This window comes from Arachnia propionica (assembly GCF_037055325.1).
In the GTDB taxonomy this organism is placed as follows: Bacteria; Actinomycetota; Actinomycetes; order Propionibacteriales; family Propionibacteriaceae; genus Arachnia.
Window position 1 is genome coordinate 2,183,333 of the sequence record NZ_CP146373.1, and the last position, 20,274, is coordinate 2,203,606.

General features: G+C 64.6%; 20 protein-coding genes. 8 read left to right on the forward strand and 12 right to left on the reverse strand.

The window, feature by feature from the left end; translation table 11 throughout:
* Nucleotides 1-7 precede the first annotated feature (7 nt).
* From V7R84_RS10080 to V7R84_RS10095, 4 genes are all read right to left on the reverse strand, one after another.
* Complete coding sequence (locus V7R84_RS10080; protein WP_338568530.1) at nt 8-1,357, reverse strand: DEAD/DEAH box helicase; 1,350 nt, start codon at nt 1,355-1,357, stop codon at nt 8-10.
* Nucleotides 1,354-1,917, reverse strand: a complete 564-nt coding sequence (locus tag V7R84_RS10085; RefSeq protein ID WP_338568532.1) for a hypothetical protein — start codon at nt 1,915-1,917, stop codon at nt 1,354-1,356. Before V7R84_RS10085 ends, V7R84_RS10080 begins: the two co-directional genes overlap by 4 nt.
* 328 nt (nt 1,918-2,245) lie before the next feature.
* Complete coding sequence (locus tag V7R84_RS10090; RefSeq protein ID WP_338568534.1) at nt 2,246-2,914, reverse strand: TetR/AcrR family transcriptional regulator; 669 nt, start codon at nt 2,912-2,914, stop codon at nt 2,246-2,248.
* Nucleotides 2,914-4,167 carry an MFS transporter gene (locus tag V7R84_RS10095; protein ID WP_338568536.1) on the reverse strand — a complete coding sequence of 418 codons (1,254 nt, stop codon included), beginning with the start codon at nt 4,165-4,167 and terminating at the stop codon, nt 2,914-2,916. The genes V7R84_RS10090 and V7R84_RS10095 overlap by 1 nt, the downstream gene beginning before the upstream one ends.
* A gap of 233 nt (nt 4,168-4,400) precedes the next feature.
* Here V7R84_RS10095 and V7R84_RS10100 point away from each other — a divergent pair, with 233 nt between their 5' ends.
* The 5 genes from V7R84_RS10100 (at nt 4,401) to V7R84_RS10120 (ending at nt 7,284) form a co-directional block, all read left to right on the forward strand.
* The gene (locus V7R84_RS10100) at nt 4,401-4,781 is read left to right on the forward strand and encodes a DUF6507 family protein (protein ID WP_338568537.1); all 381 of its coding nucleotides are present in this window, start codon (nt 4,401-4,403) and stop codon (nt 4,779-4,781) included.
* Nucleotides 4,782-4,841: 60 nt separating this feature from the next.
* Nucleotides 4,842-5,807: a hypothetical protein gene (locus V7R84_RS10105; protein ID WP_338568539.1), complete on the forward strand. Its 966-nt coding sequence runs from the start codon at nt 4,842-4,844 to the stop codon at nt 5,805-5,807.
* Between the two features lie 64 nt (nt 5,808-5,871).
* Nucleotides 5,872-6,243, forward strand: a complete 372-nt coding sequence (locus V7R84_RS10110; RefSeq protein WP_338568542.1) for a hypothetical protein — start codon at nt 5,872-5,874, stop codon at nt 6,241-6,243.
* Nucleotides 6,244-6,347: 104 nt separating this feature from the next.
* Nucleotides 6,348-6,740 (forward strand): hypothetical protein, encoded by a 393-nt coding sequence (locus tag V7R84_RS10115; RefSeq protein WP_338568545.1) that lies wholly within the window; start codon nt 6,348-6,350, stop codon nt 6,738-6,740.
* 163 nt (nt 6,741-6,903) lie between these two features.
* Complete coding sequence (locus tag V7R84_RS10120; protein ID WP_338568547.1) at nt 6,904-7,284, forward strand: hypothetical protein; 381 nt, start codon at nt 6,904-6,906, stop codon at nt 7,282-7,284.
* A 42-nt stretch (nt 7,285-7,326) separates the two neighbouring features.
* Here the strand turns inward: V7R84_RS10120 and V7R84_RS10125 are convergent, their stop codons facing one another.
* The 3 genes from V7R84_RS10125 to glmS are packed head-to-tail and all read right to left on the reverse strand — an operon-like array spanning nt 7,327 to nt 10,304.
* Nucleotides 7,327-8,112 carry an NAD(P)H-hydrate dehydratase gene (locus tag V7R84_RS10125; RefSeq protein ID WP_412728054.1) on the reverse strand — a complete coding sequence of 262 codons (786 nt, stop codon included), beginning with the start codon at nt 8,110-8,112 and terminating at the stop codon, nt 7,327-7,329.
* The gene (locus V7R84_RS10130) at nt 8,109-8,459 is read right to left on the reverse strand and encodes a holo-ACP synthase (protein ID WP_338568549.1); all 351 of its coding nucleotides are present in this window, start codon (nt 8,457-8,459) and stop codon (nt 8,109-8,111) included. Before V7R84_RS10130 ends, V7R84_RS10125 begins: the two co-directional genes overlap by 4 nt.
* Nucleotides 8,460-8,474: 15 nt before the next feature.
* On the reverse strand, nt 8,475-10,304 hold the full coding sequence (glmS, locus tag V7R84_RS10135) for a glutamine--fructose-6-phosphate transaminase (isomerizing) (RefSeq protein WP_338568552.1): 1,830 nt from the start codon (nt 10,302-10,304) through the stop codon (nt 8,475-8,477).
* 172 nt (nt 10,305-10,476) lie between these two features.
* On the opposite strand from glmS, the gene V7R84_RS10140 reads away from it, so the two are divergent.
* The gene (locus V7R84_RS10140; RefSeq protein WP_338568554.1) at nt 10,477-12,540 is read left to right on the forward strand and encodes an NAD(+) synthase; all 2,064 of its coding nucleotides are present in this window, start codon (nt 10,477-10,479) and stop codon (nt 12,538-12,540) included.
* Between the two features lie 75 nt (nt 12,541-12,615).
* Nucleotides 12,616-13,548, forward strand: a complete 933-nt coding sequence (gene coaA, locus V7R84_RS10145; RefSeq protein ID WP_338568556.1) for a type I pantothenate kinase — start codon at nt 12,616-12,618, stop codon at nt 13,546-13,548.
* Nucleotides 13,549-13,561: 13 nt separating this feature from the next.
* On the opposite strand, the gene glmM is transcribed toward coaA, so the two are convergent.
* From glmM to V7R84_RS10170, 5 genes are all read right to left on the reverse strand, one after another.
* Entirely contained in the window at nt 13,562-14,914 is a 1,353-nt protein-coding gene (gene glmM, locus V7R84_RS10150) for a phosphoglucosamine mutase (protein WP_338568559.1), read from the reverse strand.
* Nucleotides 14,915-15,031: 117 nt separating this feature from the next.
* On the reverse strand, nt 15,032-15,559 hold the full coding sequence (gene rpsI, locus V7R84_RS10155) for a 30S ribosomal protein S9 (RefSeq protein WP_338568561.1): 528 nt from the start codon (nt 15,557-15,559) through the stop codon (nt 15,032-15,034).
* Between the two features lie 14 nt (nt 15,560-15,573).
* On the reverse strand, nt 15,574-16,017 hold the full coding sequence (gene rplM, locus V7R84_RS10160; protein WP_338568563.1) for a 50S ribosomal protein L13: 444 nt from the start codon (nt 16,015-16,017) through the stop codon (nt 15,574-15,576).
* A 119-nt stretch (nt 16,018-16,136) separates the two neighbouring features.
* A complete protein-coding gene (locus V7R84_RS10165) occupies nt 16,137-16,622 on the reverse strand; it encodes a methylated-DNA--[protein]-cysteine S-methyltransferase (protein WP_338568566.1) in 486 nt (161 codons plus the stop codon).
* The gene (locus V7R84_RS10170; protein ID WP_338568569.1) at nt 16,619-18,064 is read right to left on the reverse strand and encodes an Ada metal-binding domain-containing protein; all 1,446 of its coding nucleotides are present in this window, start codon (nt 18,062-18,064) and stop codon (nt 16,619-16,621) included. The genes V7R84_RS10165 and V7R84_RS10170 overlap by 4 nt, the downstream gene beginning before the upstream one ends.
* Nucleotides 18,065-18,177: 113 nt before the next feature.
* On the opposite strand from V7R84_RS10170, the gene V7R84_RS10175 reads away from it, so the two are divergent.
* Nucleotides 18,178-20,259, forward strand: coding sequence for an elongation factor G-like protein EF-G2 (locus V7R84_RS10175; RefSeq protein ID WP_338568571.1), 2,082 nt, complete (start codon nt 18,178-18,180; stop codon nt 20,257-20,259).
* The last annotated feature ends 15 nt before the right edge of the window (nt 20,260-20,274 follow it).

Below are 20,274 nucleotides of genomic sequence, written 5' to 3' on the forward strand. Positions count from 1 at the left end.
GCAGATTTTAACCCCGCTCCCCCCGGTGGCCGCGATCCCGGCGATCGCCACGCCGCCAGGGACCACGACCGCGACCGCCGCCGGGGCGACGTCGCTGCTGGGGCCTGGGCGCGATCAATGCCTGGTAGTCGCTCTCCGTCACGGGAGCTCCCGCGCAGGGACGGGCGCCCGTGAGTGAGGCGAGTTCGTCGCTTCCCGGGGTCACCTCGATCGGTTCGGTCTTGACCCCGGCCTGCCCCACGATCCGGCGCATCTGTTTGCGCTGGTGCGGCAGGACGATGCTGACCACAACTCCTTCCTCACCGGCACGGGCGGTGCGTCCGGCTCGATGGAGGTAGTCCTTGTTGGTCTTGGGGGGATCCACCTGGAGCACCAGGGAGATGTCATCGACATGGATGCCGCGGGCGGCGACGTCGGTGGCCACCAGGACGGGCACCTCTCCTCGCTTGAAAGCCGCGAGGATACGGGCGCGGGCGCCCTGGGTGAGGCCTCCGTGCAGCGCCCCGGCCATCACCCCGGCCTCACGCAGCTGCCTCGCGATGCGGTCGGCTCCCATCTGGGTGCGGGCGAAGACCACGGTCCGGCCTTCCCGGTTCGCGATCTCGGCAGTGGCCTGGTTCTTGTGGTGAGGAGCCATGTGCAGCACGTGATGGGTCATGGTGGTCACCGATGCCTTGCCGGAGTCCACCTCATGGGTGACCGGATCGGCGAGGTGCTTCCTGACCAGTGCGTCCACTGCACCGTCAAGGGTGGCGGAGAAGAGGAGCCGCTGCCCGTCCGCGGGCACGGCCTCGAGGATGGTGGTGACGGCGGGCAGGAACCCGAGGTCGCTCATGTGGTCCGCCTCATCGAGAACCAGCACCTCCACCCGGCTGAGGTCGACCGCCCCTTGTTCGAGGAGATCGATCAGCCTGCCGGGAGTGGCCACCACCACGTCCACGCCGCGCTCGAAAGCCTTGAGCTGGGGACCGTAGGCCATGCCACCCGCCACCAGGTACAGGTGAAGTCCCATCACCGCAGCCAACGGTGAGAGATTGTCTGCGATCTGCAGGGCCAGTTCACGGGTGGGGGTCAGTATGACGGCGCGCGGGGTGCCGGTGGGATCACCGACTGCGAGGCGGGTCAGCAGCGGGAGCCCGAAGGCCAGGGTCTTGCCGGACCCGGTGCGACCGCGACCGAGCACGTCGCGACCAGCGATGGCGTCGGCGATGGTGGCGCGCTGAATCGGGAATGGCTCCGTAATGCCCTGCTGCTTCAAGACCGCCACCATGGGAGCGGCCACACCGAGTTCTGCGAAACTGGAGGTCGTGTCGTTCTCGGCGACCTCCACCTCGACGGTGGTGGCCTCCCAGCTCATCTGATCCTGTTCGACGGGGTCGAAGTCACGCGATTCGCGGAACTGGCCGCGCCCTTCCCCGAGTCGGCGATCATGACGGCTGCGACGCTCATGGTCGCGGCGACCGTGTGAATGTTCCTGCCGATCCCACCGGGGGGAACGGAAACTCCTCGGACGCTCACCGCGACGGAAGTCCTGGTCGAAATCGCGATCCCGACGTTTCCGCTCGTTTCGCTCATTCCTGCGGCGGTCGCCATCGCGGTCACGGAAGTCATCGCGCTGCCGGAAGTCATCACGGCGACTGTCGAACCGGCCTGCGTCACGGCTCCGCGGCGCATTCCGGTCGTCACGTCGACCGTAGCGGGAGCGGGAGCCGCCCCATCGCTGCCCAGATTCGCGATCGTCACGCCAGCCTCGATCGTCGCGGCGACCGCGTTCCCTGTCGCGGTTCCTCTCACGGCCGAAGTCGCGATCGTCATTCCCGAAGCCACCGCGCCCATGGGCACGATCGCCCCGGCCGAAACCTCCAGAGCGCGCTTCGGGGTTACGTACCCCGCCTGATCGACGGGGTTTGTGACCACGAGCTGCACGTTCAGCAGCGCTCCAACGCTTCTTGGGGGTGCCGTCCGACTTGAACGACTTGGGTTTCTTCCTGGGCATGGCCATGGCAGGTCCTGTTCACGGTGCTCGTCTCGGGCCCGACGGATAATCCCGCGGGCGGCGGCGCGTCTCGTCACATACGAAAACATCCGGAACACAAGACGGCCGTTGGTGCGCTCGGTGCGCAGCTGACAGCCGGGAAATCCGGCGTCGGGGAACCCGGGGAAAGGTCAGCAGCATCCCCGGGGAGGGCCAGTCAGGCCGACTTGTCATTGTATGCCGTGAAATCTGATTTGATCAATGCACGCCTCATTCCTGAGGTGCCAGGGAGACAGCCACCCCGTTGAGGATCACCTCCAGTTTTTTCATGAACCAGTCACGAGGAGAAGAATCGACGGCCTCCAGTTTGGCCTGGCGGATCGCATCCCACCCGGGGACAGGCTCCCCGATCGACTCCTCCGGGGCCCAGGTTCTTCGTAGGTCATCGCGCTCAGGCCCTGCCTCGGCCAGCAACCCGTCCACGTGTTCCACCGCACGACGGTGATCCACCACCATGTCGAAGATGAGGTCACAGGCCAGCAGGGCATTGCGGGCCGTGAACCCACGTTCCATCAGAAAGGAGCATAATTCGTCGTTCAGGCGCACCAGCATCGGGGTGATGACTCCTCGCGAGGCCTCGGTAGCGGAGCCAGGGTGAGCCTCCCAGAAGCACCACGCGCAGGTGGCGTAGTCGACGAGCACTTGCCGCCAGGTTCCCTTCAGCTCGGGCCATTCCACGGATTCCAGGGCAAGGCTGAGTCCGAGCCGGACAAGCTCATCGCGGTCAGGGGCGTAGCGGAACAGTGTGCTCTCCCCCACTCCGAGGCGTTTCCGGACCGCGGCGAAGGTCAGGGTCGGGAAGCCCACATCGAGCACGGCCCGGGCCACCGCTTCCCGATCCAGCCTCGGAGGTCGACCGCGACGAGCTCGCGTACCCATCAGACACTCCCCCGCGCAGCGGTCTCCGCATTGGAGCGGAAATCACGAAAGGCGGGATGCACGAGAACGAATACCGCAACGATTCCCAGAGCCACAATGGACACGATAACGGGCAGCGGCCTCCACCAGCCGTAGAAGAGGGTGCTGAGCGTCGGGGCGAGAACGTAGGTGAGGCCGTTGGTGGCACCGATCACCCCGGCGAGCCCACCTTGCTCGTCGTGCTCGACCAGCATGGTGGGACCGGATGTGTAGCCGGGCATCGCTATTCCGATTCCCAGACCGATCAGTAGGGCCGATACGAACATCACCCAGAGTTCCGCCTCGGGCAACATCACCACGAATCCGACGGTTCCGACCACCGCACCGACGCGCAACAGCATCGGCGGCGCCCACTGGGTGACGGGCACGACGACGGCCTGGGCGATGATCATGCCGACCCCGATCGCCAGCATCACGGCACCGGACAGCTGCCCGCCCGCGACCTCATCCAGGTGGAACCTGTCCATGATGATGAAGCTGGCCGTGTTCTGGATGAAACCAAGGGCGGTGAAGGTACCGAAACCCGCCACCAGGAAGGGCAGGATCCGCTTGTCCATGGGGCTCACCCGGATCGGGCTCTCCACGAGTCGGTTGCCTGCACCGCCGTGCAGGCAGGCAAGCACGAGCAGCATGGCGATCCCGATCAGCACGGGCACGACGATGATGGGGGTCAGCAGGCCGAATCCGGCCAGGGCTCCACCCACGATCGCCCCGAGGATACTGGCGATTCCTTGCACTGCACCTATCCCGGCCATTCCCTTGACGCGGGCCGGCCCCTCGGGCGTGAACTCGGCTATGTAGGCCTGGGCCGTGGGTGGTACGGCGGCGATCGCGGCCCCGAAACCAATTCCCCGCAGCAGCACAAACAGCAAGAACAAAGCAGTACCCGTGAGCAGGCCCTGCACGCCGGCTGTCGCCAGCACGGAGAACAAAGTCATGGTTACGATGGCGAGCGCCAGAGCCGCCAGGAGCACAGGTTTGAATCCCTTCGACTGAGCTCTTCGCCCCCAGAAACCAGAGGTGAGCACCACCATGACGGCAGCGGCAGAGATGGTCACACCCAACTGCCACTCGGGCATGTCAAATCTGCGGGAGAGAGGGGCAATGATCGGGCTGAGGGCCATCTGGCCCACATACACGATGAGAACGGTCCCGAGCAGCAGAGGGATCTGGGACTTCGATGTCCCTGTTGGAGCAACGTCATCGGTGGTCATGGACCCAACCTACACCTTTTCGAGGGTTAACCGCCATAATTTGTTTTCTCGCCTTGCCGCACCCAGCAGGATCATGAAGCCCCACACCCGCCAGGGAGATCACAGGTCCGCCTGGCAGGTGGTTCCTAACTTTTGGTCAGAGTTTGAATTGGCTTTGGCAAGGTCTGGAGTGGTTATGGATTTCCGTTCTAGCCTGTTGCCGTTGCTCCCTTCTCTACTGGCAGGAGGTTGACGTGTCCCGCTGGAGGATTGATGAGCAGGCCACGGGGCAGATTCTGCGATCGACAGCGGCATGTGCTCAGCAGTACGCCGCCAGCCGAGGTGATGCCTCAACAGCTGCGGGGAGTTTGTCGGATGCGCTGAGCAACTCGGGAATTGTTGCTGCTGCGGTCGCAGGATGGATGGATGGCCGCGGCCTCCCGGGTCTGGTCGAGCTCATGGAGCGAGTCGGGGTTGCGGTGACGGCCACTGGTGAGGCGCTGGCCACCTACCACCACGGGAACCTCGCTATGGCAGACAATGCGCACACCATGGCCTCCTTCACGCAGAGCCCACCACAGTTCCCCGGAGGCGATGGAAACCCGTACGACCCGTCCCGGTTCAGGAGACGCTAGACATGAGAAACACCGTTCACACCTGTGGGGTGTGGCGCACGGGATTCAAGGAGGTGCGGTGTGTCGTTGACTCTTCCTGTGGTGGATGAGTCCGGGCCTGTTCGCGACGGGGCTCGGAGCTTGTTGAACGTGTACATGGGGGTGGTGGACGTCACTGATGAGATCGCCTCCACATGGGCCGGTTTGAGCACGGCGTATTCGACTCCCGAAGCGCCGGATGTGTTGGACGCCATGACCCAACCGGGGACGTGCGCTCGCACTCTGGCGGCTGATGCCGGCGGTGCATGTGCGGCGCTGCTGGCATACGCGGACCGGCTTGACGAGTTGAAGACGCTACGAGAACAACTCACCGCCGACATCGCCGCCCATGAAGCCAAGGCCGCAGCGACTTCCCAGGACTCCGCCCAGAGCGATGACCCAACCGCCCAGCAACATCAACAGAACCTGTTGCACTCGGAGGCTGTTGCGCTGGAGGGGCGGGTCGCCAGGTTCATTCAGGCCCTGGAGGAAGCACAACAGGAATGCAGCAGCAAAATCCATGCCGCCCAAGGCAACACCGCACATATTGGTGGGGGTGTCGCGACCCTGACCGGTGGGGGGCCGGGGCTGATTCCGATTGAACCAGATCCCAGGGTTTGGGATGTCGGCCAGGCACGCGATGGTCGTTTCCGCTCAGGGACGAACCAGGAGGAACACCACGAGAGCAGCGGCGCCATGGGGTTGGGCGCTCCAGTTCCCGGAGAGTCGGCTCCTATGCCCCGACCCGATCCGTGGCAGTATCCAGGCGACAGTGAAGGGGAAGGGTCTGGCCCTCACGCGCAGAGAGGAGCGAACCTCGGCGATCACCTCAAGCATGAAGCCGCGACGTCTGCCGCATACGGAATGGCCCCCTTCTGGCCCGACGCTTCAAGGAACCTATTTCACTTCCTCAACAATTCTGGGAAACCACTCGACATGAACACCAATGGCATGCTCAATGACCTCCCTAGCTTGCAGGGCAAAGTCAATAATGATTTGAAAGATTAAGGCTTATTCACAGACGGCGCGCCAGCCAGAAAAACCCCTAGTCAGCGCACACTTGGGAAGGGCCGTGAATAGACCTCATTATACCAGCGCAGCACTCAAGGACGCTAAGACTTCTGGCTATACCGGACCGGTCACGTATCCCTTCGTAACCGGATGGCAGGATGAATACGCCGAGAAGAGCGAGAACGCGAATTGGTTTTATGCCACCGGTGGATATCAGCATGCCACTGCGGGCACCATAACCGTGTATCCAGATGGCAGTTACACCTATAAGTATCAGGTACACACCGCTGATCGGTATAACTGGGATGGGGACAAGAAGACTGGGATCGGACCACTCACCATCCACGACACCGAGCTGCAGGAGTTGCACCGCGCCGGCATCGCCCAGGAATTCGATCTTGTCGGCGAATCCTCGGTCAGGACCGGACCATGACCCACCTCCCGCGACGAGCCATGACCGCAGCCGTCATGGCTGTCACACTGCTCGGCGCTTGCACGCCCACCGAACCAACCAGCCCCACCCCTGAGGAAACCTCCATGTCAATTCAGCAAGAAGGGGCCCCCTACCCCGCAGACCTGGACCACCTCGACGACATCCTCACCCTCGGAAAAACCACCTTCCCAGAAGGTGCTACTGACATTACGGTCTCACCGGCCCTCAAGACTGCAGGAGCCTCACCCGGAGCCTGGGGATACGTCATCGCCTATTACGCGGAACCGCAACCCATCCGTGACCACCTCAATACATACACCGGAGATTTAGGAAATGGCGTAGATCACTATCCCGAAGCTAGATCTGCTATCCACGCCAAAGACATCGATATGACAAAAATTCAGCAACCATGGATCACCGGCTTTAAAAACGCAGAAATCATCATTGAACGCCCTCTTGGTCGGTGTTGGCTTATCATTCGCGGCGGATTCCGCTAACCCCCGCTCATGCATCACGATAAGCACACTCCCATGACACATTCACCACGACAAACCATAATCGCAGCCACGACGGCTGCGGTGGTCGTCGCGCTAACTGGTTGCGCCAACCCCTTCCCCCAGCATCCAGTTCACACCAGAAGAAACCATCACCCCCACCGGAATGGAGAACGCCCCCTACCCCGCTGATCTCGATCATCTCGACGACATCCTTGCTCTCGGCAAGACCACCCTTCCTGAAGGTGCTACCGACATTACGGTCTCACCGGCCCTCAAGACTGCAGAAGCATCGCCCGGAACCTGGGGATACGTCATCGCCTACCACGCCCAACCGCAATCCATAAGAGACCACTTCGACACATACACCAGCTTTGATGGAAGTTTCCTGGAAAAATACCCAGATGATGAACCCCCATCAGGCATCAAGGATATTGATTTCACCGACATTAAACACCCTGTTATCACCGGTTTTGGCAAAGTCAAACTCGTTATCGAACGCCCCCTAGGCCGGTGTTGGCTCCTCATCCGCGGAGCACCCCGCTAGCCCCCACACAAGCGCACGGAACGGTTTAACCAGTGTCAGCAGTCATTGCCGATCGGGAGCCAATAGCCCACAGAGCACCTCGGGGAAACGCAACGCTTGCACATCGGGCGGGTACGGTCCGGGGAAACGCGACGCGGTGAGCGCCTGGAGGCTGGCGGCCATCAGGCCTGCCCGCCCAGCGGGCAGGCCTGCAGCCAGGAGGGTGCCGCAGGCCCCGGCCAGCACGTCGCCGGAACCGGCCTGGGCCGTCCATGCGGGGCCGGGCAGCGCCAGTCGCACGGAACCGTCGGGCGAGGCCACCGGCTGGATGGCCCCTTTGAGGAGCACCGTCGCGCCGAATCGTCCGGCGGCGAGGACCGCGGCGGCCACCGGGTCGGCCTCGATCTCGCCGCGCTCCACTCCGAGGAGCCGGGCCAGTTCACCCGCGTGGGGAGTCAGGAGGGTCTCGGCGGGCAGGTCGGTGGGCAGCTGCCTGAGCGCGTCCGCGTCGATCACCAGCGACACCCGTCGTTCCAGCGCCTCCCGGAAACGGGCCGCGGCGTCGTCCAGAGCTCCCCAGCCCGATCCGACGACCACGGCCTGGACCTGCCCGTCGGCGAGCACGACGCTCGGGAAACGCCCCACCACGAGATCACGGGGAGCGGAGCCGAGATAGCGCACCATCCCGGGCCCGGCACCGAGCGCACCTGCGATCGCCAGCAGAGCAGCTCCCGGGTACTGCCGGGAACCGGCGTCGATTCCGACCACACCGCGCGTGTACTTGTGGCTCGCAGCTCCCGGAACCGGCCACCAGGCCGCGATCTCCCCAGTCGTCACGACATCGGTCACGCCTCGCACACCACCGTGGCGCTTGCGAATCCACCGTCATGGGAGACACTGAGGTGGATTCGGGCGACCCCCAGTTCCGCGAGTCGCTCGGCAACAGTTCCGGTCACCACGAACGACGGCTCCCCGGCCTCGGACCTGACCACCTCCGCGTCCAGCCAGCTCATGCCTCCGGGACTGCCGAGCGCCTTGGCGAGGGCCTCCTTCGCCGCGAACCGTGCGGCCTGCGACTGCACAGGAAGCGCACGTTCCTCAGGTGTCAGGAGGCGCTCAGCAACCCCGGGGCGACGCCTCAGCATCGCCTCGAACCGCTCGACGACGCACAGGTCCGTGCCGATGCCGACGATCATGAGCCCACCCCTGGGTTACTCCACCGTCACCGACTTGGCCAGGTTACGGGGCTGATCGACGTCGTGGCCGCGGAGGGTAGCGACCTCACAGGCGAACAGCTGCAGCGGCACGATGGCGGGCAGCGGCTGCAGCAGCGTGGACACCCGCGGCAGTTCGATGAAGTGATCGGCGTGAGCGCGGGCATCGGCGTCGTTGGCCTCCGCCAGCACGATGGTACGGGCACCCCGGGCGCGCACCTCCGCGATGTTGGAGATCACCTTGTCACGCAGCTGGTCCCGGCTGTACGGGGGCACCACCACAAACATCGGCAGGCCCTCGCTGATCAGGGCGATCGGGCCGTGCTTCAACTCGCCAGCAGCGAAGCCTTCGGCGTGGATGTAGGCCAGCTCCTTGAGCTTCAGGGCACCCTCAAGGGCGACGGGATAGCCGACATGGCGTCCCAGGAACAGGATCGAGGGCTCATCCTTCAGCTCGGCCGCCAGGTTGAGGACGTTTTCCTGGGCGTCCAGGAGCTCCTGCAGCTCCTCGGGCATCCGCTCCAGCTCCTTCAACACCCCGCCGATCTCGTCGGCGTACTTCGTGCCCCGCACCTGCGCCAGGTAGAGACCGAGGAGATAGCAGGCGATGAGCTGGGTGGTGAAACCCTTGGTGGAAGCCACCCCGATCTCCGGTCCGGCATGGGTGTAGATGACCGCGTCGGACTCGCGCGGGATGGTCGCGCCGTTGGTGTTGCAGATCGCGACCACCTTCGCGTGCTGCTCGCGGGCGTGCCGGATCGCCATGAGGGTGTCGGCGGTCTCTCCGGACTGGGAAATGGTCACCACCAGGGTGGTGGGGTCGATGATGGGGTCGCGGTAGCGGAACTCGCTGGCCAGTTCCACCTCGCAGGGGACGCGAGTCCAGTGCTCGATGGCGTACTTCGCCACCAGGCCTGCGTAGAAAGCGGTACCGCAGGCCACGATGACGATCTTGTTGATGCTCCTCAGCTCCTCAGGGCTGATGCGGATCTCATCGAGGACGATCTCGCCGAGCTCGTTGGTGCGTCCGAGCAGGGTGTCGGCCACCGCACGAGGCTGCTCGAAGATCTCCTTGCGCATGAACCAGTCGTAGCCCTGCTTCTGGGCGGCGCTGAGATCCCAATCGACGTGGAACCTGCGGGTATCGGCGGGGGTGGCGTCGAAATTCGTGACGACCACGCCGTCACGGGTCAGCTCGACCACCTGGTCCTGCCCGAGCTCCATCGCGTCGCGGGTGTGTTCGATGAAGGCGGCGACATCCGAAGCGAGGAAGTACTCGCCGTCGCCGATACCCACCACGAGCGGGGAGTTGCGGCGGGCCGCGACGATCCGGTCGGGGTCGGCGGCATCAACCGCCACCAGCGTGAACGCACCCTCCAAGCGAGTCACGACCGCCCGCATGGCAGAGACCAGATCCGCGCCGGCGGAGACCTCACGGGCCAACAGGTGAGCCGCAACCTCGGAGTCGGTCTCGGAGGCGAACTCGACGTCCAGGTGCTCCCTCAGCGCCGCGTGATTCTCGATGATGCCGTTGTGCACGATGGCGATCCGGCCCGCGACGTGCGGGTGGGAGTTCGCGTCGATGGGCGCCCCGTGGGTGGCCCAGCGGGTGTGGCCGATGGCCGTTCCCGACTCCGGCAGCGGGTCGGCCTCGATGGCAGCCGCCAGGTTTGCAATCTTGCCCGCCTTCTTGCGGGTGTACAGTTCACCGTCAGCGACGACGGCGATGCCCGCCGAGTCGTAGCCGCGATATTCGAGTCGACGAAGTCCGTCGATGACGATCTGCCGCCCATCGCGGCTTCCGAGGTATCCAACGATTCCACACACGTTGGCAAACTGTACATCAGAAATGCACGTTTCTTGACCCTCACCTTCGGCTCCACATGCAATACTATCGTCAAGACTTCAATTACTATTGGGGGTCCGGGGCCCTTCACAGACCTGTAAAAGCCGGCCAACCCGGCGCCGGAACACCGCAAGTCCTCACTATGCTTCCCGCATGGACTTCTTCAATGCCTACGCCCAAGGTTTCGCCCGGGTGGCCGCCGCGACACTGCCCGTCGCCGATTTCGATCCGGCCACCAACGCGAGCCGCACCCTCGAGGTGGTGCGTGAGGCACACGACCGGGGTGTGGCCGCGGTGGCCTTCCCCGAGCTGGGCATCAGCGGTTATGCCATTGACGATCTGTTGCTCAACGATTCACTGCTGGATGCCGTCCACGAGGCCGTGGCCCGGCTGCGCCGGGAGAGCGCGGAACTCCGCCCCCTGTTCGCCGTCGGCGCCCCCGTGGCGCTGGGCAACCGACTGTACAACTGCGCCGTGGTGATCCAGAGCGGCGAAATACGAGGAATCGTCCCCAAGTCCTATCTCCCCAATTACCGGGAGTTCTACGAGAAGCGTCACTTCGCCCCGGGAACGAACGACCTGCCGCCCACGGTGGACATCCCCGACTGGGGGACGCTGATTCCTGTGGGGAACGACCTGATCTTCGCCGCTTCCGATGTTCCCGACCTCCGGATCCACGTCGAGATCTGCGAAGACATGTGGGTTCCGGTGCCGCCCAGCCACCTCGCCGCCCTGGCCGGAGCGACCGTGTTGCTGAACCTGTCGGCCTCCCCCATCACCATCGCGAAGGCAGCCGACCGGCGAGCGCTCGCCGCCGCCACGTCGAGTCGTTGCCTGGCTGCCCACGTCTACGCGGCGGCAATGTTTGGGGAGTCCACCACAGACCTGTCGTGGGACGGACAGACGATCATCCACGAACTCGGTTCCCTCCTCGCGGAGGGCGAACGTTTCCCCGACTCAGCGCGACTCACCGTCGCCGACGTCGACCTGGAACGCATCCGCCAGGAAAGGCTGCGCCAGGGGTCCTTCGACGACAACCTCCGGGGCCTGGACGGCCCCCTGCGCCACGAGGTGGTCGGTTTCGCCCTCGCCCCCCCAGCGGGAGATCTCGGGCTGGAGCGCCCCGTGGACCGCTTCCCTTTCGTGCCCAACGATTCCGACCGTTTGGAGCAGGACTGCTACGAGGGCTACAACATCCAGGTCTCAGGCCTGGAACGGCGCATGCTGGCCATCGGCAGCGGCGACCCGACCCATGCGCCACGCCTGTGCATCGGGGTCTCGGGGGGCCTGGACTCCACCCATGCGCTGATCGTCGCCGCCAAAGCCTGTGATCGCCTGGGCCTGCCCCGCACCCACGTGCTGGCCTGGACCATGCCCGGGTTCGCGACGACCGAACACACCCGCAGCAACGCCCAGGCACTCTCGGAGGCCCTCGGGGTGAGTTTCGCCACCGTCGACATCCGCCCCATGGCGAAACAGATGCTGGAAGATCTCGGTCACCCCTACTCGGACGGCGAGGAGACCTACGACATCACCTTCGAAAACGTCCAGGCCGGCATCCGCTACGACTTCTTATTCCGGGCCGCGAACCACCACGGTGGAATCGTCGTGGGCACCGGCGACCTGTCGGAGCTGGCACTCGGCTGGTGCACCTTCGGGGTCGGCGATCACATGAGCCACTACAACGTGAACGCGGGGGTCCCGAAGACCCTGATCCAGCACCTCATCCGCTGGGTGGTCTCCTCCGGGCAGTTCGACGACGAGGTGAACCAGGTGCTGATATCGGTGTTGAACACCGAGATCACCCCGGAACTGATCCCCACGAAACCGGGAGAGGTCCCGCAGTCCACCCAGGCGACGATCGGCCCCTACGAACTACAGGATTTCACCCTGTACCACCTTCTACGGCACGGTCTTCGTCCCCGCCGGGTCGCGTTCCTGGCCCATCACGCCTGGCGTGACGCGACTACCGGCAGCTGGCCCGCGGGGCTTCCCGAGGAGGACCGTCACTCCTACGACCTGGCGGCAATCCGTCACTGGCTGGAGGTTTTCGTGCGGCGTTTCGCAACAAACCAGTTCAAGCGCAGCACCCTCCCGAACGGCCCGAAGGTGGTTCCTGGCGGTTCCCTGTCGCCGCGCGGTGACTGGCGGATGCCCTCCGACATCGGCCCTCGCATCTGGCTTGAGGAGATCGCCCGCGACGTCCCATCGGCCTGACCCCTTGGTCCGACCAACTTGGCGACGCCCTGCTAGCATTTTTGGCGACTCGGCCCATCCCGATGGAGTGAAGAAGTGTCCCGACCTTACGTGGTGCTGCGGCGAGGTGCCTGGGCCTCGCTGGCAAACAACACCGAGATCGACCTCGATGCTGCAACTCTCGAGCGGCTGCGTGGTCTAGGCGACCCGACCTCTCCCGAGGACATCGCCGAGATCTACCGTCCCCTGACCCAGCTGCTGCACCTCTACATCGCCAATGCGGGCCGGCTGCGCGAGAACTCGAACCGGTTTTTGAACCTGAAGGTGCGCAGCACTCCATTCGTGATCGGGGTCGCGGGCTCCGTGGCGGTCGGGAAATCGACGACAGCGCGTCTGCTGCGGGAACTACTGCGGCGCGCCCCGGGAAACCCGAAGGTGGACCTGATCACCACCGATGGTTTCCTGCTACCGACCGCGGAACTGGAAAGACGGGGCCTGATGGAACGCAAGGGATTCCCCGAATCCTACGATCGCCGGGCGTTGTTGCAGTTCGTGATCGACGTGAAATCCGGGGAGCCCCGAGTGACGGCCCCTGTCTACAGCCACATCATCTACGACATCGTCCCGGACGAACAGACGGTGATAGAGCGCCCCGACATCCTGATAGTCGAGGGCCTCAACGTACTGCAGCCGGCACGCGTGGACACGAACGGTCGCTCAGGCGCCACGGTGAGCGATTTCTTCGACTTCTCGGTCTACGTGGACGCCGACGAGACCGACATCAAACGCTGGTTTCTGGATCGTTTCATGGTGCTGCGAGACACCGCTTTCCACGACCCGAGGAGTTTTTTCAAACGCTTCACCCAGCTGAGCCGGGCGGAGGCGCTGCAGTTCGGCAGTCACATTTGGAACACCATCAACGGGCCGAATCTACGTGAAAACATCGAAACCACTCGGGACCGGGCCACCGCGATTCTCCGCAAGGGCCCGGATCACCGGGTGCAAACCATTTCCATCCGAAAGGTCTGATCCTTCCAGCTGGTCAGATGGCGAGCTGCTTCTTGACGAGGGCCGCCAGCCTTTCAGCCACCTCGCGGGCCTGGGCGTCGGTCGGGGCCTCGACCATGACCCGCACCACCGGTTCGGTACCGGAAGGTCGCAGCAGGACCCGGCCCGATGTGCCGAGCTCGTGGCTGGCGTCGGCGACGGCGGCGGTGATCTCGTTGTCAATCCCGGCACGGAGCTTGTCGACACCACGGACGTTGATGACCACCTGGGGAAGTTTCGTCATCACCGAGGCCAGTTCTTTCAAGGACTTACCGGTGGTCGCGACCCGCTTGGCCAGGTGGAGGCCGGTCAGGACACCGTCACCGGTGGTCGCGAACTCATTCATGATCACATGCCCGGACTGTTCCCCACCGAGGGAGAAACCGTTGGCGCTCATCGACTCCAGCACGTAGCGGTCCCCGACCTTGGTCTGATCAATACGGATGCCGTGTTCAGCGAGGGCCAGTTTCAACCCGAGATTGCTCATCACGGTTGCGACGACGGTGTTGGAGGCCAGCCGGTGGTCTTCCTGCAGAGCCAGAGCGAGAATCGCGAGGATCTGGTCGCCGTCGACAAGATTGCCCTCGTGGTCCACCGCGAGGCACCTGTCGGCGTCTCCGTCGAAGGCCAGACCGAGGTCCGCCGACGACGAGAGCACCGCCTTCTGCAGGTCTTCGGGGTGGGTGGAGCCACAGCCTGCGTTGATGTTGATGCCGTCCGGGGACGCATGGATGGCGGTCACCGACGCCCCGGCCGCCTCGAAGGCAGCGATGGCGGTCTCGTAGGAGGCACCATTGGCACAGTCGAGAACGATGGTCAGGCCTGCCAAGGGTTTCTCGGCCCGCAACGACTTCACCAGGTGCGCGATGTAGGAGTCAACGGCATGGTGCTGGTCAATGATGCGCCCCACCTTGTCCCCAACAGGACGCTGCCATTCCTCCCCCATCCGGTCCTCGATGGCGTCCTCCAAGGAATCGTCGAGCTTCACACCACCGCGGGCGAAGAACTTGATCCCGTTGTCGGGCATGTCGTTGTGGGATGCGGAGATCATCACTCCGAGGTCGGTGCGGTACTCGCCCACGAGGTAGGCCGCAGCCGGCGTGGGAACCACCCCGACACGCAGCACATCGACGCCGGCGCTGGCCAGCCCCGCACAGACCGCGGCCTCCAGGAACTCGCCGGAGGCGCGGGGGTCGCGGGCCACCAAAGCGGTCGGTTGCCGCCGCCCGAACACCCCGGCCTCACCGAGAGTGTGGGCTGCCGCAACCGACAGATTGAGGGCCAGTTCAGCAGTCAGTTCCTGATTCGCGACGCCGCGCACGCCGTCGGTTCCGAAGAGTCGAGCCATGCAGGCAAGCTTAGGCCCTGTCGTGATAGTCATGCCCAGCAGCTGCACGGTGACCGGACGCGACGAAAACGCCCCCGCAAAACCGCGGGGGCGTTTTCGTGCAGATCCGGGATGGGATCAGCGCTTGGAGTACTGCGGAGCTTTGCGGGCCTTCTTGAGGCCGGCCTTCTTGCGTTCCTTGACGCGGGCGTCGCGGGTCAACATCCCAGCCTTCTTCAAGGCGGGGCGGCTGGCCTCGGCGTCGACCTCATTGAGCGCCCGGGCGATACCGAGGCGCAGCGCACCGGCCTGACCGGTGACACCACCGCCGTCGATGCGGGCGATGACGTCGTAGGAGCCCGTGACCCCTGCCGTCGCGAACGGGTCGGAGACCAGCTGCTGGTGAACCTTGTTCGGGAAGTAGTCCTCGAGAGTACGACCGTTGATGGCCCACTGACCGGAGCCCGGCACGATGCGCACGCGTGCGACGGCCTCCTTGCGGCGACCGGTGGCGGCTCCCGGAGCAATGATCGCGGCCCGGCTGGTCTCGCTAGCGGCGGTCCCGGGGTTGGAGTCGGAGCGGTAGGCGATCTCTCGGTCCTGCTCGTCGACGAACGGCTTGATCTCGTCAGCGGTCTCCTCGACCGCGGTGGTGGTCTCAGTCATCGAACTTCCTCGGCTCACTGGGCAATCTGGGTGATCTCAAAGGGCTGCGGCTTCTGCGCGGCATGCGGGTGCTCCGGCCCGGAGTACACCTTGAGCTTGCCGATGAGCCGGCGGCTCAGCTTGTTCTTGGGCAGCATGCCCCAGACGGCGCGTTCCACGGCCTTGCGGGGGTCCTTCTCCAGCAATTCGCCGATGGAGACAGCCTTGAGGCCACCGGGACGTCCGGAATGGGAATAGCGCATGTCATCGGTGCGCTTGTTGCCCGTGAGGGCAATCTTGGAAGCGTTGACGACGACCACGAAGTCACCACCATCGACGTGCGGCGCGTAGGTCGGCTTGTGCTTGCCGCGCAGCAGCGTGGCGACCTGGGAGGCCAGACGACCGAGGACAACGTCTTCAGCATCGATCACATGCCAGTTCCGGGCGAGATCGCCAGGCTTTGGGGTGTACGTGGACACAGCAACTTCCATTCGTTATCAAACACTTGAGAGGTCGCACACGCGCAGCCGCTCGATCGCAAGGGTCGACGGCACGGCGCGCAACAGCTGCCTAGTCTATGTGCAGGAAACGGGTTCGGTCAAAAACCACCGCATCCCGGCCTTTTTCCCGCATGTTCCCGCTCGAAGGCGAGCAAGGTTTCCTTTACACCGAGCCCATAGGCATATCCGCCAAGACCCCTGTCGCCACGAATCACCCGGTGGCACGGAACCACGACAGCCACCTGGTTACGGGCACAGGCACCCGCCGCAGCACGTGCGGCGGCGGGACGCCCGGCCATGGCCGCCAGCTCCGAGTAGGAGACGGTGCACCCCGGCGGGATTCTGCGCATCACCTCCCTGACCACGGCGTGGAACTCCCCACCGGGTTGGGCCACCGGGATTTCATCCAGGGCCAACAGCTCACCGCCGGCGTAGGCCCGCAACGCGCACAGGATCGGGTGATTTCCGGGCGCTTCAGGCAGCCCGCGGGAGGAAACGCCGTGACGGCAGCTGATCAACTCGTCGTCCTCGATGATGACCGTCCAGTTTCCTCCGGGCAGGGTGATGATGGCTTCGTTTTTCACAGGTAGCTCTCCTTGGTCCACAGATGCATGACGGCGCGTGAGCGCCAGGGCCGCCAGGTCTCTGCTCGTGCGAGCACCTGACGGGAGGTCGCGAGACCGAGGGCGCGTTGAAGCACCAAATCCCCGGACGGGCAGGCGTCTGGATCACCCAGTCCACGCATGGCGATGAACTCGGTGGTCCATGCCCCGATCCCACGGATACCCAACAACCTGCTGCGGGTCTCGATCCGGTCGGCCTGCGGGTCGAGACGAAGCCCACCCACCAGTTCAACTGCCAAGGCGTGCAGCGTCGCGGCCTTGGAGCGGGTCAGCCTCAAGGAATCCCGGAGCCCATCCGGTCCCGCCTCGGCCACCTCTGCAGGATCGGGTGGTAGCCGCCATCCTTCCCCCAGTCCCGAGATGGGCTTGCCGTATGACGTTATGAAACGTTCCTGCACTGTGCGGGCTGCGGCGAGCGAGATTTGCTGACCCAGCACGGTGAAGAAGGCGAACTCGGCTCCGTCGATCACCCCGGGCACTCGAAGACCGGGACGCTCGGCGACCAGCGGGGCCAACTGCGGGTCGCGGCGAAGCAGGACATCAGCGGTCGAGGTGTCGGCATCCACGGCTAGCCAGCGCCGCACCGCGACGAGGGTGGGCGCCAGGGCGCCGAGCGCCGGCAGGTCCAGCTCCACCCTGCCCATCACGTCGGTTCGCACCAGCGCTGCACCCACCGGCGTGTTCACCAGGCGCGTCACCATCCCAGGCTCTGCCTTCTCCACCCCTGACACCGCGTGTGTCGCGAGCGCTGCCCTCATGGCGCTGGCCGCCTGCTTTTCCGGGGCGGGCAACCGCACGGTCAACCGGACTCGCCCGCCCTCACCTCGTGCCGTCTCGGGGCAGCGTCGCAGTTCTCCCGGGCTGGTACCGAACTCGGCGCGCATGACATCGTTGAATTGACGGACGCTCCCGAACCCTGCTGCAAAGGCAATGTCACCCAACCGCCAGTCGGTCTGATCCATGAGAGCCCTGGCGGTGTGGGCCCTTCGGGTCCGATTGATCTGTTGGACCGTCGCACCCACCTGCTCGCGGAAAATCCGGTTCAGGTGCCGTACACCGACACCAAAGCGTTCCCCCAGCCCGGCAACTCCGATATCGTCCACCACGCCATCACGAATTGCCTGCACAACACGACCCACCAGGTCCTGCCGGTCACTCCAGCCCACGTCACCAGGAAGACGGTCGGGACGGCATCTTCTGCACGCCCGGAATCCGGATGCTACGGCGGCAGCGGCGCTCGCGAAGAAACGACAGTTTTCGCGACGGGGCAGCCGCGCGGGGCAGGAGGGACGACAGTAAATTCCCGTCGATGTCACGGCAAGCACGAAATGCCCATCCCAGGCATGTTCGCGACCAGCGCACGCCCTGTAACAGGACTCCTCGTCGAGGGGAAGAGTGTTCACATCACACAAGTCTGCTGGATCTCTGATCAAATTCTCTGGCGGAATCAGGACATCTCAGCACAAATCTTAAGACCCGGCCACGACGCAATCCGACAAGGCACTAGTGTTCTTGTATGGCCTCAAAGTCGAGTACACACGTAGCAATCAATTCTCCCGAGCAGATCCGCAATGTCATCCTCGTTGGTGCCAGCGGTTCGGGGAAGACCACCCTCTTCGAGCACCTCCTGCGTGCCAGGGTGGAGGGCTATCGCGGCGAGAAGGACACCCCCGAGCGAGCGGCCTCCCTCACCCTGGCCTCCATCCCCGCCAGAGATGTGCAGATCAATCTCCTGGACGCCCCCGGTCATCCCGAATACGTCGGGGAGCTGCGCGCCGGGTTGCGTGCAGCCGACGCCGCGGTGTTCGTGATCCCCGCCGGCGAGGAGATCCAGCCAGCCACCATCGCTTTGTGGGATGAGTGCCAGAAAGCAGGTCTTCCCCGCATCATCGCCATCACGAAACTGGACCAGGGGCGCGCCGATTTCCTCGCCATGGTCGAGGTCTGCCGCGATGCCTTTGGTGAAGGTGTCGTCGCGGCACTGTTACCGATCCGCGAAGACGACCGCTCCACCGGCAACATTTCTCTGCTGAACAAACGAATCCACGACTACTCCTCCGGAACCCGCGTCTCCCGTGACGCCAACGAAGAAGAGAACGCCTACATCGACGAGCAACGCGCCCCGCTGCTGGAGGCGATCATCACCGAGCTCCAGGACGAAGACCTGATGGAGCGCTACCTCGAAGGCGAGGAAATCGCCGTTGCCGAGGTCTACGAGGTGCTGAACAAGGCAATCATCAGCGCCCGGTTCTTCCCGGTCCTGCCAGCCCACACCACCAGCGATGTCGGCACCGAGGAGCTGCTGCGTTGGATCGAGAAGGGTTTCCCCGCAGCCAACACCACCACCGTCCCCGACATCGTCACCCTCGACGGCGAAACCCTGCCGCGCGCCACCTGCGACCCGGAAGGTCCGCTGGTGGCGCAGGTGATTCGCACCACCAGCGATCAGTATTCGGGTCGCCTGTCGCTGGTTCGGGTGTTCTCCGGGACACTGCGCACCGACGATGCAGTCCACGTCTCCGGAAGGCGTGAGCTGTTCGGCGAAGCTGAGGACCCGTCCCACCCCGACCACGACGAGACCGACAAGGCCGGTCAACTCTCCGCACCCATTGGCCTGGAACTGGTGAACAAGAACAAAGCCATCGCGGGCGAGATCGTCTACGTCGCGCGTCTGTCCAAGGCCGAGACCGGGGATTCCCTGTCCACCCCGGAACGCCCGGGCGCGATCCGGCCCTGGCGGGTTCCGCAGGCGCTGCTGCCCGTCGCCATCGAGGCCGATACCCGGGGCGACGAGGACAAGCTCGGCGGGGCCCTGCAACGACTGGCCGTCGAGGACGTCACCGTCCGTCTGGAGCGTCACCCAGAAACCGACCAACAACTGCTGTGGACGATGGGCCAAGCCCACAAGGAGCTGCTGCTGGCGCGACTGCGGCAGCGACACGGCCTCAACATCCACGAGGTTCCCGTGAAGGTGCCGCTGCGGGAAACCTTCACGGTCCCGGCGAAGGCCCAGGGTCGCCACGTGAAACAGTCGGGCGGTCACGGCCAGTACGCGGTCTGCGAGATCGAGATCACGCCTCTCGAACGCGGAGCAGGCTACGAGTTCATCGACAAGGTGGTGGGCGGCGCCGTACCTCGCCAGTTCATCGGGTCGGTGGATAAGGGAATCCAGTCCCAGATGGCCAAGGGCACCTTGTTCGGTTTCCCGATGGTGGACTTCGCCGTCACTTTGTACGACGGCAAAGCCCACTCCGTCGACTCCTCCGACATGGCATTCCAGACGGCGGGCGCCCTGGCGCTGCGTGAGGCCGCGACGGAGAACAACATCGGCGTGCTGGAACCGGTGGACCGGGTGCGGATCACCGTCGGGGAGGCCTTCCTGGGCGCGGTCCTGACGGACCTGGCGGGTCGTCGCGGGCAGGTGCTCGGCAGTGACGCCGACACCGAGCACCACGCCATCATCGACGCGCTGGTACCGCAGCTGGAGCTGATCAACTACCCCATCGACCTGCGCGGCCTGGCACAGGGTACGGGCAGCTTCACCCGGGAGTTCAACAGCTATGAGCTGATGCCGCGGGAACTCTGGCCGAAGAAATAAGACAGAGCAGACACA